Below are 14635 nucleotides of genomic sequence, written 5' to 3' on the forward strand. Positions count from 1 at the left end.
GGTCGCGGTACCCAGCCGCGCGACCGGGCCCCCGCTACCCGTCCTGGTGGGCTGACGGTTTGGCGGACAGCGCCGGCAGCACATGGTCCGTCAGGAGCGGGGCCAGGTCCCCGGGCAGCTCGGCGGCCAGGTCCAGCCAGCGGATCTCGGCGATTTCCGCCGACGGCCGGGCACTCCACACCCCCGGCGCCGTGAAGACCGTGGCCTCGATCTGGGTGGCAGCCTCGTTGGCGGCGTCCGCCAGCCAGCAGCCCAGCAGGTCCAGCCGGTCCGGGGCCAGCACAATCCCCACTTCCTCCCGGAGCTCACGCGCCGCCGCCTGGGCCGCCGTTTCGCCGGCCTCCGGTTTGCCGCCGGGATGCATGAACTTGTCCGTGCCCCGTTTGCGGACGGTCAGGAGGCGTCCGGAGCGGTCGAAAACGCAGACGGCGGAGACGACAATGCGTGGGTTCATTCGGCACTCCTTTCTTCCGAACAGACGTCTGTCGTCGCGTCTGGTCCTGCTTCTGGTCCTGCTTTCAGCCGATGCAGGACGGACTCAAGCAGCTGGTCCTTGGCGGGCCCGGTGACGTCCCAGCGGTAGCCGCAGTCGTCCGGTCCGAGGACCTGGTAGCTCACGCGGTACGTGTCGGGGTCACACCAGTGCACGTCGTGGTTGGCCTGCCCGGAGAAGCCCATGCGGTGGAAGGGGCGGCCGTCAGGGAAGTACACGTCCAGGACCTCCGGCGTGTCCGCGGACCGCAACAGGTATTCCCGGCTGGCCGGCCCGGTGAACGGCGCGCCGCTGAAAGAGGTCCAGTGCACGGTGCCCTCTTCACGCCACACCAGGCCGCCGTCGTCGAGGTCCGTGAAGCGCACGACGCCGGTGAAGGTTCCGCTGATCCCGGTGCTGCGGTCCAGCAGGGTGCGGTCGACGGACCAGGAGCCACGCAGGTAGGCGCGGAGGTCAAAGTCCGGACCCGTGTCCGGGGTTTCGTCCGGGGCAGGAATGTTCAAGTGCCCTCGATTGGAATCGAACCAACGACACCGGCTTTAGGAGAGCCGTGCTCTATCCACTGAGCTACGAGGGCGGGCGTCCGCGGCCCGGCCCAAGGCCGGTCCGGTCGGACACGGATATAAGCATACAAGGTGAGCGCGCGTACTACGCTCTTGGCATGACCGCAGGAACCACCGAGCTTTCCGCCGGCGCCCTCTACTACCCCGATGTGGCCGCGACCCGGTTTTACGTCGGGGCCCTGGCGAAGCTGAGCGTGCTGCAGTATTTCGTGGCCGAATCGGCGGTGATCGGCGCCTGGGCGGGCGCAGAACCCTACAGCCGTCGCACGGGGTACATCAGCGACCTCGGCGCCGTGTCCTGCGGGGACTTCTCCGGCCGGGACGTCTGCTCGCCGGCGCACCTGCTCATGAACGCGTCGTTTGTGATCCAGGGACTGGGCATGATCGTCGGTGCGCTCCTGCTTGGCTCGGCGCTCATGTGCTGTGCCGCGCGGGCCGGCGTACCCGTCAGGCAGGGCAGCATGCATGGCGGCGTAGAGGGCGGCGTGCACGGCCGGATGCCGGGCAGGGGGCGCTGGGGAACGGGGGTGGTCGCCGCGGGCGCCGCCCGCCTGCTGACCGGCACCGCCGGGGCGGGAACGATCATCGTGGGGCTGGTGCCCGAAGATACGGGATCGGGCTGGCATGTCGCCGGCGCCCTGATGTACTTCGCAGCCGGGGCCCTGGCGCTGCTGGTCCTCGGCTGGCTGTGGCTCAGGCAGACGCCGCTCGGGTGGTTCATCCTGGCCTGCGGCATCGTGTCCTCGGTGGCACTCATCGCAGGCGGCCTGACAGGCATGCTCGTGCCGGAACCAGGCACCCTGGAGCGGCTCATGGGCTACCCCATTACGCTTGGCGTCGCCGCCGCCGGCTTGGTCCTCGCCCAGCGGGTCCAGCACGAACGCACGCTGCGCAAGCGGGCCCGCGCCCAGGTGGGCTGAGAGAGTGCCGATGAAGGAGGCTCGCTAAGCGATTTTCGGGACGTTTTATGGCTTGTAAGCGCCTGATCTTGCATTATCATGGGGTCACTCGCCGGAACATTCCGGTGCGGGCGTGCGGGTTTGCCGTCGGCGCGCGCCATTATGCCGACTTTGCAGTCTTATGGGGACGAATGCCAGATCAGCTTGTCTTGCCGCGCTTGGACGTGGAAAGTGTGACTTCTGCACTAAACGGTGCGGTCTGGACCCGTCAATGGGGAGCCCCGGGGCTCCCCGAGCCGCTGTCCATTGTTGATGCGAGGCCATCCGGGTGCAAGATAACCGGTGTTGAGCTAGGAATTCTCACGACGCTTGCTGCTGGGATTGGCTACGGTATTGCAGCCATGCTGAAAGAGCTTGCGGACGATCCGAATTCAGGATTCAGGTTTCACTTTGAGGAACTCTCTGATCTTGTCGTCGTAACATTCCTGACGTTTTCCCTAGTGCTTCTCGTTGCCCCGCCAGGAGTCCTTTACCGTTTCCAAATCCACGTCAGCGGCTCTGTCAATACTGCCGTGCATGCATTCCTAAGGATGGCTAACTGGCTCGATGTCAGTCCCCGGCCCAAGAAAGCCAAGGAGAGCCCTGTGATAGCCAAGGCAGCCGAGGAAATCGACTGGAAAACTATTCTCTGTCACGGTGACCGCCGGCTAAACCGTGCCCTCTGGGGATCCACGGACCGCCGCCGTCGAATTGCGGTCCGATGACGCTTGAGGCCCTGGCCGGGCCGGACGAGCGGCCGCCCGCGGACCGGTTGCCGGAGATGGCGACCGGCGCTGTCCTGCCGGCGGCGGCGGCTGAGGCCGCGGCAACGGTGGTCGATGGGGTCACGGCGGTCGACGGGGCCTTCTCGAACGGCATTGCCGCCCGCGCCATCGGCGTGCGGATGATCGACGGCGGAATCATCGAGGTCCTGCTGCCTCCGAACGAAGAAATCGAGGGGCCGGAGGCCCGCGTCGCCGGTGAGGCCGTCCGTGCGCTCGCCGCGGGCCGGCGGATGCCGGTGCTCCTGGTGATTACCGGCGTCGTCGGTGTCAGCATTGAGGCGCGGCAGGTCTACAGCGGTTCCATCGCGGCGACGGCCTTCGCCCTGGTGGGCGAGAGCCCCGTGGACCGGGTCATTGCCCACTACCTCCTGCGCTCCAAGAGCGAGACGATCCCGGCGCAGTTCTTCACCTCTGAACCCGCCGCCGTCGAATGGCTAAGGCAGTATGCCCGTGATGAATGACGCGCCGGACCCCAGGCTGCACGCCCTCGTGGAGGGCATTGTGCGGATCGCTGGCGGCGATCTGAGCACCAGGATTCCCCATTCCGGGGCCCGCGACGACGTTGCCGCCGTCATCGCGGGCATCAACCTGATGGCCGATGACCTGCAGACCATCTACCAGGAGCTGGAGGAACGGGTCGAAAGCCGCACTGCCATGCTGCGCGAGGCGCAGGTGGAACTCGAACGCATGGCCTTGACCGACCCCCTGACCCAGCTCGCCAACCGCACGGCCCTGAATTCGGTTCTGAGCCATGCCCTGGCGGAGTCCTCCCGCGGCGAGATGCCGCCGGCGCTCCTGATTCTCGACCTCGATTCCTTCAAGGGCATCAACGACACCCTGGGGCACAGCGCCGGCGACGACGTCCTGCGGGTCATCGCCCGCCGGCTCCAGGACGCCGTCCGCGAGACAGACACGGTGGCCCGCCTCGGCGGCGACGAATTCGCCATTATGCTGCCGAAGTCCAACCTGGTCCGGGCCCGCCGGGTGGCGAACAGGATCCTCGCCGCGCTCAACGAGAGCCTCGACGTCGGGGACCTGAAAATCACGTGCGGGACGAGCATCGGTCTTCGGATTGCAGAACCCGGCCAGAGCGTCGATGACCTGGTCATGGAGGCCGACACCGCCATGTACGCCGCAAAGGCGCAGCCTCACAGCAGCATCAAAGTCTTCGAGCCGGCGCTGTTGTACGCGCGCCGGCTGCAGAGCGTCATGATTACCGAAATGCGCGAAGCCATCCGGCAGGACCAGCTGACCTTGCATTACCAGCCGGTGGTGGACCTGGTCTCGGGTCGAATCGAAGGCGTCGAGGCGCTGGTCCGGTGGAACCACCCCGAGCGCGGCCTCCTCATGCCGGACCAGTTCATTCCCCTCGCCGAGGAAACCGGCATGATTGTGGACCTGGGACACTGGGTGCTGCGCAATTCCGTGCGTCAGTTGCGGGCATGGCAGCAGGAATTGCAGGTGGACAGCACGTTCAACGTCCGCGTCAACATTTCCACCACCGAGCTGCAAAATCTCGAGCTGATCGAACATGTGCGAGACATCCTCAGGGAAACCGGCGTGGATGCATCAAACCTGATCGTGGAGCTGACGGAGTCCATGGCAGTTAATGGAGGGGATGTCGACCAGTATTCGCTCAACGGCCTGCGGCGTCTCGGCGTGCAGCTGGAGATCGATGACTTCGGGACCGGCTATTCGTCCATCAGCTACCTGCGCAAGCTGCCCGTGAACGTGGTCAAGATCGACCGGAGCCTCATCAGCGGCCTGGGCGACGACGAGCAGCAGCGGGACTTCGTGGCCGCCGTGCTGCACCTCATCCACGCCTGCGGCCTCAAGGCGCTGGCCGAGGGGATCGAGACACCGGAGCAGGCCCAGGTGCTCCGTGAGATGGGGTGCGGCAGCGGCCAGGGCTACTACTTCGGCCGGCCGGCCCCGGCGGCCGACATTGTGCAATTGATAAACCGCAATAAGTCTGAATAAACGCGCTGGCAGGGACGGCGGCGGTTGGATCTTTCGTCCTGGCCTCTTTTGCCCTGGGCGTCGCATTACGTGTGGCTGTGATGCGGGCTAAACCGTCTTCCCAAATAGAAATGCGGCGGGCTCCGGACATAATGCCCGGTGCCCGCCGCAGCCGCTCCGTATCCGTTAGTTCTTCGGAGTGGAGTTCGGCCACCAGCCAACTGCTACAACAGAGCCCTGGCTCGAACCGCTGGAGGCAGAGACAGCTGCCGAAGCGGACAGGCCGGCGCCGGCCAGCGCACCGGCGACGAGGAGCGTTGCAAGGATTTTCTTCATTTGAACTCCTGATACGTAAGAGGCTGATGTGACTCATGTGATACAGGCTTAGTATAGGGGAAAAGGACACGCCACAAGGTAACAATTCATGATGAATTGTGATCAAGTGTGATATCTGCACTTATGAGGTGAATCTTGCGTGAACCCTGCGGAGGTCCTTCTTGCGTGGCTGGTTCGTTTCCGCTCCCGCGGCAACGGATAATTGAGGCATGCAACGAAACTCAGTTTCGCCTTCCTACGCCGCCGCAGAGCTGCAGGCCCGGGAATATCGAACCAGCCACGACTTCGGTCGTGCGGCCAGCAGTGCGCAGATGGCCTCGGAAATCGCGAGGAACGACGGCGATCTGACGGCTGCCTGGGGTATGAGGCTCTTTCAGGCGGAGAATCTGCTCGACGCCGGCGACTTTGAGGCCTGTGCGGTACTTGCCGCCGAGTTGGTGGTCAGCGCCCCCGGCGCCCCGGCTGAAGATGCCCGCGGCAAAGCAAATATTCTGCTCGCAAAAGCCAGGCAAGGCGCAGGCATGCTGGGGCAGGCGGCCGACGCAGCGCGAATGGCAGCGAGTCTGTCCTGGGGTGCGGGTGACGTGGAGAATAACGTCAAAGCCCGGCAGGCGCTCATCGCGGCGCTCGCAGAAAGCGGCAGCTTGGAGGAAGCCTGGAAAGAGAGCCTCCTGCTGGCTGACGATATTTCCAACGAGGTCGATGACCAGTTGGTCGGAAAGGCCTACTGGGTTATCGGCAATGTTGCGTTCCTCTGCAACAAAGTGAAGGAGGGGCTTGAGTATCACGAACTCGCGGCGGAAACGTTTTCTCCGGCGCGAAATCTTGATATTTGGGCCAAATTCAACAAGGCGTCGGCCGCCATGCGGCTAGCCGCCGATGTTGCGGACGCGGACACGCTGCGCTGCATCGAACGCGCTGAGTTGGCCACCGACGTCATCGGCGGCACCGAAGAAGATCACATACTGCTCAAACTAAACCGTGGCCACTGGAATTTTCTGGCTGGGGACCAAAAAGCGGCTGTCGACACTCTTGGGAGCATCTTCCCGGTCCCCGAGAAAACGTCGCCGCAGATTCTGGGCGAGGCATATCTGTTGCTGGGCCGGTCTCATGCCGCTTTAGGAAATGGGGCCGAAGCCCGGAGGCACCTGCTGGAAGCCGCGGACCACTTTGAGAAGGCGGGAGCCCCGCAGCGTGCAGAGCAGGCCCTGGAATTCCTGACAGACGCGCACTGACCGTGCACTGAGCCGGAGCCGCGCTTGGACATGCCCTCCGGCTGCTGTAGCTCCCCGGGGGACATGCCCTCCGCCCGTGGGGAGGAGTGGACATAGTTCCTCTGCGCCCAGTGTTCGCGGCTAGGACTGGACATGTCCGGCGGCGGAGGAATCATCAGCGCCCTTGCGGCCCAGGAAGACGGCCGCGGCGCCGGCCACCAGGCTCAACGCCAGGAGCACCCAGCCCGCCACAGTGAGCGTGGACGCCAGGGCGACCTGCCCGCCGTCCAGGGTGTTCGCGGACATCATTCCATCGATCACCGTGTTGCCCCACAGCCGGACGACAGCAAAGAGCAGCGGGAGGGCCCATAGTGCCCAGCGAAGTGATTTGCGGTCCACGTTGGTGCCGATCAGCAGCAGCCACGTGAAGCCAAAAATCAGCGGGAAGAGCATGCCGGCCGTCTTGTGGACGTAACTCAACTGGCCCCGGGCGTCGGAGTCCATGGCCGCGCGCAAGCGCTCCACGAACCCTTGGTCGAAGCCGCCGACCAACGAATCGGGCATGGCCTGGCCGCCCGACAATTGGGTGAGCTGGTCGAGGGTGAGGAGGTGCAGGTACCAGAACAGGAACAGGCTGGCCACGACGCCGGCGATCACAATCAGATTGCTGTTGCCCTGTGCCTTCTGCGGGGTCCGGGCGGTGGTCGGATTGATCACCGGGGGGAGATGGTGCTGGGGGACCGCCGCGTTAGCGCCGTGCTTCTTGATCCGCTGCGCGGGTGTCTTGGCCATGGCTCCATTATCGCCCGTCCCGGGCAGCTGCCCTCGCCGCCTGCCCGCGCCGGCTGTTCACTGCCAACGGGCGCCGATAGTCTGGGACGCGTGACCGAACTAGGAAAACACCGGCTTGGCCGGCACAGCACCGCAGATCTCGACCCGTCGCTGGATGACTATCAACTCGCCGAGGCCCTGGTCCGCGAGGCCGGAACCCTGGCGCTGCTGATGCGGCAGGCCGGGCTGGAGGGCAAGCAGAAGACGTCGGTCTCGGACGTGGTCACGGCCGCCGACCACGCCGCCGAGTCCTACGTACTGGAACAGCTTCGGCGCTGCCGGCCCGACGACGCCGTCCTGGGCGAAGAAGGCGCCTCCGTGGCGGGCAGCAGCGGACGGACCTGGGTCATAGACCCCGTGGACGGGACCTACAACTTCCTGCACGGATCCACCTACTGGTGCTCGGCCATTGCCCTGAAGGATTCATCCGGCGCAGGCCTCGGAGCCATCTTCCAGCCCGAGGAGGACAAACTCTGGCTCGGCGGAACCTCCCGGGCGGCGACGCTCAACGGCGAAAAACTGGTCTCGTTCCTCCCCGACGCGTCCGGCAAGGGGCGGTCTGACGCCCCCGTTTCTGAACTCGGCGCGGCAACGTACATCCACCCGACGTGGCTTGCCGATCCCATGTGCGCCATGCCGTGGCACGCGGCAGCGACGTCGGCGGCCTCGCTGCGCATGTTCGGGTCCGGCTCCTGCGACCTCGGCCGTGTGGCAGACGGGCAGCTCGACTGCTGGTTCCAGCACAGCTGCCCCGAGTGGGACTGGCTGCCCGGCAAGGCCATCGTCGAGGCGGCCGGCGGCGCAACCGACGTCGTGCGGGTCAACGGTCTCGACTGGTTCATAGCGGGAGGCACGACGGCGGTGCGCCAGCTGCGCGCAGCTCTCACCTCTGGCCAGGTCGGCTAGGCTCCCTCGCCGCAGGACCCGGCCGGGGGACATGCCCATTCTTCGCGGCCATGACTGGGCTTAAGGACAATATGTCCGCTCTGCGGCAGTAGCAGGAGGGCATGCTCTTTCCTCCGGGCCTCCTCCGTGGAACATGCCCATTGCTCGGGCTCCTCAGTGGGACATGCCCTTTGCTCCGGCCCGTCCGCGGGGCATGTTCACTCCGAAGGACGGATCCCCGAGAACATGCTCATTCTTCGTGATCAGGACTGGGCATAAGGGCCTTGTGTCCACTCAGCCGGGGCGGCGGAGGACATGTGCATTCCGAGCCCCATGCCCTGTCCGCGGGACATGCTCATCCTTCGCGATCAAGACTGGGCATAAGGGCAGCGTGTCCACCCAGCTGGGGCGGCGGAGGACATGTGCATTCCGAGCCCCATGCCCTGTCCGCGGGACATGCTCATCCTTCGCTGTCAGGGCTGGGCATAAGGGGATTATGTCCACTGGCCGCGGGCAGGGAAGGGCATGTCCCGGGGCGCGGACGCCGCTGTCAGTGGCACCGCCTAGACTTGTTAACACCATGGATATGTTGTTTGACCCTTACGCCGACGGACCCTTCCAAGCTGCCCCCAGGACGGCGACAGCCACAAAATCGTCTCTCGGAACAGGCCCGGCAGCGGTGGGATCCACCCCCGGCTGGGGCCCGAACAGCCCCGAAGGCCCCGAGGGCGGCCATGACGGGGACCGGCATGGCCCGCGGCACCCGAACGCCAGCGAACTGCTCGAGGGGCTGAACCCCGAGCAGGAAGAAGCGGTTAAACACGCCGGCAGCGCCCTGCTGATTGTTGCCGGTGCGGGATCGGGCAAGACCCGTGTGCTCAGTAACCGGATCGCCTACCTGATCGCCACAAGGCGGGCGCATCACGGGGAGATCCTGGCCATTACCTTTACCAACAAGGCCGCGGCCGAAATGCGGGAACGGATCGAGGCGCTGGTCGGCGGCCGGGCCAAGACCATGTGGATCTCCACCTTCCACTCCTCCTGCGTCCGGATCCTGCGCCGTGAGGCCAAGAATGTCGGGCTCAACTCCAACTTCTCGATCTACGACTCCGCGGACTCGCTGCGCCTGATCACCCTGGTCGCCAAGAACCTGGACCTCGATCCGAAGCGCTTCGCCCCCAAAGCCATCCAGCACAAGATTTCCGCGCTCAAGAATGAACTGATCGACGCGGACAGCTACTCCTCGAGCGCCAATCACAACGACCCCTTCGAGCAGGCGGTCGCCGAGGTCTTCAAGGGCTACACCCAGCGGCTGCGGCAGGCCAACGCGATGGACTTCGATGACCTGATCGCCGAGACCGTCTACATGTTCCGGGCGTTCCCGGCGCTCGCCGACTCGTACCGGCGCCGCTTCCGGCACGTCCTGGTCGATGAATACCAGGACACCAACCACGCCCAGTACGCCCTGGTGCGCGAGATCGTCGGCGAGGGCCCGGACGCCGCCGAACTGACCGTCGTCGGCGACTCAGACCAGTCCATCTACGCCTTCCGCGGCGCGGACATCCGCAACATCGTGGAGTTCGAAAAGGACTACCCGGACGCCCGAACCATCAAGCTCGAGCAGAACTACCGCTCCACCCAGACCATCCTCAGCGCCGCCAACTCGGTAATCTCCCGCAACCCCAACCGGCCGGAGAAACGGCTCTGGACGGCCGAGGGCGACGGCGAAAAGATCGTCGGCTACGTCGGCGAGAACGAGCACGACGAAGCCCAGTTCATCGCAAAGGAAATCGACCGGCTGCAAGACGAGGGCAACCTGCGCCCCGGCGACGTCGCCATTTTCTACCGCACCAACGCCCAGTCCCGCTCGATCGAAGACGTCCTGGTGCGCGTGGGCCTGCCCTACAAGGTGGTCGGCGGCACCCGCTTCTACGAGCGCAAGGAAATCAAGGACGCCCTCGCCTACCTGCGGGTTCTGGTCAACCCCGACGACGACGTCAACCTCCGCCGCATCCTCAACGAACCCAAGCGCGGGATCGGCGACCGTGCAGAAGGCGCCGTCGCCTCCCTTGCCGAGCGTGACCGGACGTCCTTCATGGCCGCCGCCAGGCGCGCCGACGAAGCGCCGGGCATGGCGACCCGCTCCGTCAACGCGGTGCTGGGCTTCGTGAAACTCCTCGACGACCTCGCCGAGGTGGCCTCCGGCTCCGGTGCGGCCGCCGCCCTGGAAGCCGTGCTCGAACAGACCGGTTACCTCGCGGCCCTGCGCTCCAGCACCGACCCCCAGGACGAATCCCGGGTGGAGAACCTCGCCGAACTTGTCGCCGTCGTCCGGGAATACGAACGCGACAACCCCGAAGGCTCGCTCGGGGCCTTCCTGGAGCAGGTCTCCCTCGTGGCCGACGCCGACCAGATCCCGGACGCCCCGGCGGGCACCGCCGATGACCTGGCGGCCGCCGTCGCCGAAGCCAAGCGGCTCGGCGTCGTCACCCTGATGACCCTGCACACCGCCAAGGGCCTGGAATTCCCGGTGGTGTTCCTCACCGGCATGGAGCACGGGCTGTTCCCGCACCAGCGCTCCGCCACCGATCCCAAGGAACTGGCCGAGGAACGCCGGCTGGCCTACGTGGGCCTGACCCGGGCCCGGAAACGGCTGTACCTGACCCGCTCGGAGGTCCGCAGCATGTGGGGCCAGAGCCAGTACAACCCGGCGAGCCAGTTCATCGAGGAGATCCCGGCCGAGCTCGTCGAGTGGAAGCGGGAAGGCGCCAGCCGCCAGGGCGGCGGCTGGGGGAGCGGCACCGCGATCGGTTCGAGCCGCTACGGCGGATCCTTCTGGGGCGCCGGGACCGCCCGCGGCGCCGGTGCCAGCCCGTCCGCAGGCTTCAACGCCGACGTCCCCGCGTCAGTGGCCAAGAACAGGGTCCAGCCGCAGAAGGAAATCGTCGCCGTCAGCGTGGGCGACAAGGTCAACCACACCAGCTTCGGCAACGGCACCGTCCTGGCGGTGGAGGGCGCCGGGGACAAGACGGTCGCCAAGGTGAAGTTCGACGTCGGCGAGAAGCGGCTGCTGCTGCGCTACGCGCCGCTCACCAAGCTGTCCGCATAGTCGCAGTCCCCGCAAGGCCGGCATGCGTCGCCCCACCCGTCGTCGCGCGCGCGTTGGCCAAACGCCGTCGGACAGGTCTTAAGCCCGCCGCCGAGACCGGCGTGCGGCCCTTCTGCACGCCGTCGGACACCCTAAAAACCGCGGAATCTAGGGGTTTTTCTACGCTCCATAGAATAGTGTCCTTACTCACATAACAGGTACTCTGGGACGGGCTGGTCCGATCAAAGGACTAGAGTTCCCAGAGGAGCATTGCGCCGTGTGGCTCGTTTCCAAGCTTGTCGCAGGGTGCGTTTATTCCGCAGCCCGGTAACCGCGAGTACGTGGGGTCCGGCTGTACAGAAACTACTTCGACGTAGAAGGACACTAAACCGTGGACCTGTTTGAATATCAGGCGCGCGATATGTTCGAGGCGCACGGTGTACCCGTGCTTGCTGGCATCGTGGCGCACACCCCTGAAGAAGCAAAGGCAGCTGCCGAGAAGATCGGCGGCGTTACTGTCGTAAAGGCGCAGGTCAAGGCCGGAGGCCGCGGCAAGGCCGGCGGCGTCAAGGTCGCCAAGAGCGCCGATGAGGCGCTTGAACACTCCACCAACATCCTCGGTATGGACATCAAGGGCCACACCGTCCACCGGGTCATGATCGCCCAGGGTGCGGACATCGCCGAGGAATACTACTTCTCCGTCCTTCTGGATCGGGCCAACCGCAACTACCTGGCCATGTGCTCGGTTGAAGGCGGCATGGAAATCGAGCAGCTCGCCGTTGAGCGTCCCGAAGCCCTGGCCAAGATCTCGATCGACCCGGCCGTGGGCATCGACCAAGCCAAGGCCGACGAAATCGTCGCCGCTGCCGGCTTCGCTGAGGAACTGCGCGGCAAGGTCGCCAGCGTAATCCTGAAGCTCTGGGACGTTTTCAAGAAGGAAGACGCCACCCTCGTGGAGGTCAACCCGCTGGTCCTGACCGGCGCCGGTGACATCGTTGCCCTCGACGGCAAGGTCTCCCTCGATGAGAACGCCGACTTCCGCCACCCCAAGCACGCCCACCTTGAAGACAAGGACGCTGCTGACCCGCTCGAGGCCAAGGCCAAGGCGCAGGACCTCAACTACGTCAAGCTGGACGGCGAAGTCGGCATCATCGGTAACGGTGCCGGGCTGGTCATGTCCACCCTCGACGTCGTTGCTTACGCCGGCGAGAACCACGGCAACGTCAAGCCCGCCAACTTCCTGGACATCGGCGGTGGAGCTTCCGCCGAGGTCATGGCAGCAGGCCTCGACGTCATCCTGGGCGACCCGCAGGTCAAGTCCGTGTTCGTCAACGTCTTCGGCGGCATCACCGCCTGTGACGCCGTCGCCAAGGGCATCGTCGGTGCACTGGCCGAGCTGGGCCACTCCGCGAACAAGCCGCTGGTAGTCCGCCTCGACGGCAACAACGTCGAGGAAGGCCGCCGCATCCTGGCCGAGGCCAACCACCCGCTGGTTACCCTGGCCGCCACCATGGACGAGGGCGCCGACAAGGCTGCCGAGCTCGCCAACGCAGCGAAGTAGAGGGACCGGACTATGTCTATTTATCTGAACAAAGACTCCAAGGTCATCGTCCAGGGCATCACCGGCGGCGAAGGCACCAAGCACACCGCCCTGATGCTCAAGGCCGGTACCAACGTCGTTGGCGGCGTCAACGCCCGCAAGGCCGGCACCACGGTCCTGCACGGTGACACCGAAATCACCGTCTTCGGCACCGTCAAGGAAGCCATGGCCGAGACCGGCGCTGACGTTTCCATCGTCTTCGTGCCGCCGGCCTTCACCAAGGACGCCGTCGTCGAAGCCATCGAAGCCGGCATCGGCCTCGTCGTGGTCATCACCGAAGGCGTGCCGGTCCAGGATTCGGCCGAGTTCTGGGCACTGGCCCAGTCCAAGGTCGACGCCAACGGCAAGCAGGTCACCCGCATCATCGGACCGAACTGCCCCGGCATCATCACCCCGGGCGAGGCCCTGGTCGGCATCACCCCGGCCAACATCACGGGCAAGGGCCCCATCGGCCTCGTCTCCAAGTCAGGCACCCTGACTTACCAGATGATGTACGAACTGCGCGACCTCGGCTTCTCCACCGCCATCGGCATCGGCGGCGACCCGGTCATCGGCACCACCCACATCGATGCCCTCGAGGCGTTCGAAGCTGACCCGGAGACCAAGGCGATCGTCATGATCGGCGAAATCGGTGGCGACGCCGAAGAGCGTGCGGCCGACTACATCAAGGCACACGTCACGAAGCCGGTTGTTGGCTACGTGGCCGGCTTCACCGCCCCGGAAGGCAAGACCATGGGCCACGCAGGCGCCATCGTCTCCGGTTCCGCCGGCACCGCCCAGGCCAAGAAGGAAGCCCTTGAGGCTGCCGGCGTGAAGGTCGGCAAGACGCCGTCCGAGACCGCCAAGCTCCTGCGCGAGGTCTTCGCGACCCTCTAGGTCCGCGGCACCAAGCACCACAGCAAGACAGCGCCACAGCAACGCGGGGCCACTGACCGCCCATTCCACTGGTTGGGATGAGGGTGAAGTGACCCCGCGTTGCTGTGTTTAAGGACGACGACGGCGGCAGGCCACCTTCCCGGTGAAGGTGGCCCGCCGCCGTCGTTCTTTGCTTTCCTAGACTTTTGCCCCGGCGAGGACTTCTTCGAGCCGTTCGTAGCCTTCGGACATGCCGCCCTCCATCCCGGACTGGGCCATGCCGTCGCGGGCTTCCATGCTGGGGTAGACCGCACGGCCGCTGAGCCGGGAACGGCCGCCGCCGAGGTCCTCGAAGGTCATGAACTCGATGCTCACCACATCGGGGTAGCCGTCGAATTCAAAGGTCTGGATGGCGAACTCGTTCTCGCGGACGGTGTGGAAGACGCCGCTGAACACATACGCGCTGCCGTCCGGCCCGGTGTGGGTATAGCGGTAGCCGCCGCCGGTCCTGAAGTCGTAGTGGCTAATGCTCATGGTCATTTGCCGCGGCCCAAGCCATTGGGCGACGAGCTCGGGATCCTTGTGGGCCCGGAATACCTCGGCTACGGGAAAATCGAACTCCCGCTCGAAATCGATGAAGGGCAGACCCTCGGGGACTGTCAGTTTCAGTGCATTGCTCATGATGCATCCTTTGCCTGTGTGCCGCCCCGGGCGGCGCGGGTTTCAAGCACGGCGTCAAGGTTGCGGAATTGCCCCTCGCGGACCAGCCGGTACTGGTCGATCCATGCGGTGAGCGCTTCCAGCCGTGCGGGGTTCAGGTGCACGGGCCGGCGCTGGGCGTCACGTGTGCGCGTGACAAGCTGTGCCTGCTCGAGGACCTGGATGTGTTTCGAGACCGCCTGCTTGGTGATCGCGAAGGGCTCCGCCAGCTCGTTGACGGTGGCCGGACCCCGGCTGAGCCGGGCAATGATGCGGCGGCGGACAGGATCGGCGAGGGCCAGGAAGGCCGCGTCGAGCTCGCCGTCGTCGCTGGAATCCATGGGTGGGTGCCTCCTTGTTGTTGCCAAGGTATTCAACATCCGAGGTAT

General features: G+C 65.5%; 15 protein-coding genes and 1 tRNA gene. 9 read left to right on the plus strand and 7 right to left on the minus strand.

Annotated elements, in window-relative coordinates; translation table 11 throughout:
- Window positions 1-34 precede the first annotated feature (34 nt).
- The 3 genes from AB4089_RS14240 to AB4089_RS14250 form a co-directional block, all read right to left on the minus strand.
- A complete protein-coding gene (locus AB4089_RS14240; protein WP_441409931.1) occupies window positions 35-454 on the minus strand; it encodes an NUDIX hydrolase in 420 nt (139 codons plus the stop codon).
- Entirely contained in the window at window positions 451-996 is a 546-nt protein-coding gene (locus AB4089_RS14245; RefSeq protein WP_441409932.1) for a DUF6314 family protein, read from the minus strand. Before AB4089_RS14245 ends, AB4089_RS14240 begins: the two co-directional genes overlap by 4 nt.
- 1 nt (window position 997) lies before the next feature.
- Window positions 998-1070: transfer RNA gene (locus AB4089_RS14250), tRNA-Arg, on the minus strand.
- Between the two features lie 84 nt (window positions 1071-1154).
- Between AB4089_RS14250 and AB4089_RS14255 the strand changes: the two genes are divergently transcribed.
- The 4 genes from AB4089_RS14255 (at window position 1155) to AB4089_RS14270 (ending at window position 4759) form a co-directional block, all read left to right on the plus strand.
- Window positions 1155-1976, plus strand: a complete 822-nt coding sequence (locus AB4089_RS14255; protein WP_441409933.1) for a hypothetical protein — start codon at window positions 1155-1157, stop codon at window positions 1974-1976.
- A 212-nt stretch (window positions 1977-2188) separates the two neighbouring features.
- On the plus strand, window positions 2189-2719 hold the full coding sequence (locus AB4089_RS14260; RefSeq protein WP_441409934.1) for a hypothetical protein: 531 nt from the start codon (window positions 2189-2191) through the stop codon (window positions 2717-2719).
- Window positions 2716-3240 carry a DUF7793 family protein gene (locus AB4089_RS14265; RefSeq protein WP_441409935.1) on the plus strand — a complete coding sequence of 175 codons (525 nt, stop codon included), beginning with the start codon at window positions 2716-2718 and terminating at the stop codon, window positions 3238-3240. Before AB4089_RS14260 ends, AB4089_RS14265 begins: the two co-directional genes overlap by 4 nt.
- A complete protein-coding gene (locus AB4089_RS14270; protein ID WP_441410075.1) occupies window positions 3233-4759 on the plus strand; it encodes a putative bifunctional diguanylate cyclase/phosphodiesterase in 1527 nt (508 codons plus the stop codon). Before AB4089_RS14265 ends, AB4089_RS14270 begins: the two co-directional genes overlap by 8 nt.
- A gap of 165 nt (window positions 4760-4924) precedes the next feature.
- Here AB4089_RS14270 and AB4089_RS14275 read toward each other — a convergent pair whose 3' ends face one another.
- Window positions 4925-5074, minus strand: coding sequence for a hypothetical protein (locus AB4089_RS14275; RefSeq protein ID WP_164468567.1), 150 nt, complete (start codon window positions 5072-5074; stop codon window positions 4925-4927).
- 209 nt (window positions 5075-5283) lie between these two features.
- Here AB4089_RS14275 and AB4089_RS14280 point away from each other — a divergent pair, with 209 nt between their 5' ends.
- Complete coding sequence (locus AB4089_RS14280; protein ID WP_441409936.1) at window positions 5284-6309, plus strand: hypothetical protein; 1026 nt, start codon at window positions 5284-5286, stop codon at window positions 6307-6309.
- A 120-nt stretch (window positions 6310-6429) separates the two neighbouring features.
- Here the strand turns inward: AB4089_RS14280 and AB4089_RS14285 are convergent, their stop codons facing one another.
- Window positions 6430-7080 carry a hypothetical protein gene (locus AB4089_RS14285; RefSeq protein ID WP_441409937.1) on the minus strand — a complete coding sequence of 217 codons (651 nt, stop codon included), beginning with the start codon at window positions 7078-7080 and terminating at the stop codon, window positions 6430-6432.
- A 90-nt stretch (window positions 7081-7170) separates the two neighbouring features.
- Here AB4089_RS14285 and AB4089_RS14290 point away from each other — a divergent pair, with 90 nt between their 5' ends.
- From AB4089_RS14290 to sucD, 4 genes are all read left to right on the plus strand, one after another.
- The gene (locus AB4089_RS14290; protein WP_441409938.1) at window positions 7171-8025 is read left to right on the plus strand and encodes an inositol monophosphatase family protein; all 855 of its coding nucleotides are present in this window, start codon (window positions 7171-7173) and stop codon (window positions 8023-8025) included.
- 565 nt (window positions 8026-8590) lie between these two features.
- Entirely contained in the window at window positions 8591-11113 is a 2523-nt protein-coding gene (gene pcrA / locus AB4089_RS14295; RefSeq protein WP_441410076.1) for a DNA helicase PcrA, read from the plus strand.
- A 370-nt stretch (window positions 11114-11483) separates the two neighbouring features.
- Window positions 11484-12653 (plus strand): ADP-forming succinate--CoA ligase subunit beta, encoded by a 1170-nt coding sequence (gene sucC, locus AB4089_RS14300; protein WP_441409939.1) that lies wholly within the window; start codon window positions 11484-11486, stop codon window positions 12651-12653.
- Between the two features lie 12 nt (window positions 12654-12665).
- Window positions 12666-13568, plus strand: coding sequence for a succinate--CoA ligase subunit alpha (gene sucD, locus AB4089_RS14305; RefSeq protein ID WP_018776033.1), 903 nt, complete (start codon window positions 12666-12668; stop codon window positions 13566-13568).
- A gap of 177 nt (window positions 13569-13745) precedes the next feature.
- Here the strand turns inward: sucD and AB4089_RS14310 are convergent, their stop codons facing one another.
- Together AB4089_RS14310 and AB4089_RS14315 are read right to left on the minus strand one after the other, a co-directional pair.
- Window positions 13746-14228, minus strand: coding sequence for an SRPBCC family protein (locus AB4089_RS14310; protein ID WP_441409940.1), 483 nt, complete (start codon window positions 14226-14228; stop codon window positions 13746-13748).
- Complete coding sequence (locus tag AB4089_RS14315) at window positions 14225-14587, minus strand: ArsR/SmtB family transcription factor (protein WP_441409941.1); 363 nt, start codon at window positions 14585-14587, stop codon at window positions 14225-14227. Before AB4089_RS14315 ends, AB4089_RS14310 begins: the two co-directional genes overlap by 4 nt.
- Between the last annotated feature and the right edge of the window lie 48 nt (window positions 14588-14635).

Source organism: Arthrobacter sp. 2MCAF15, from assembly GCF_052115605.1.
Classification (GTDB): Bacteria; Actinomycetota; Actinomycetes; order Actinomycetales; family Micrococcaceae; genus Arthrobacter.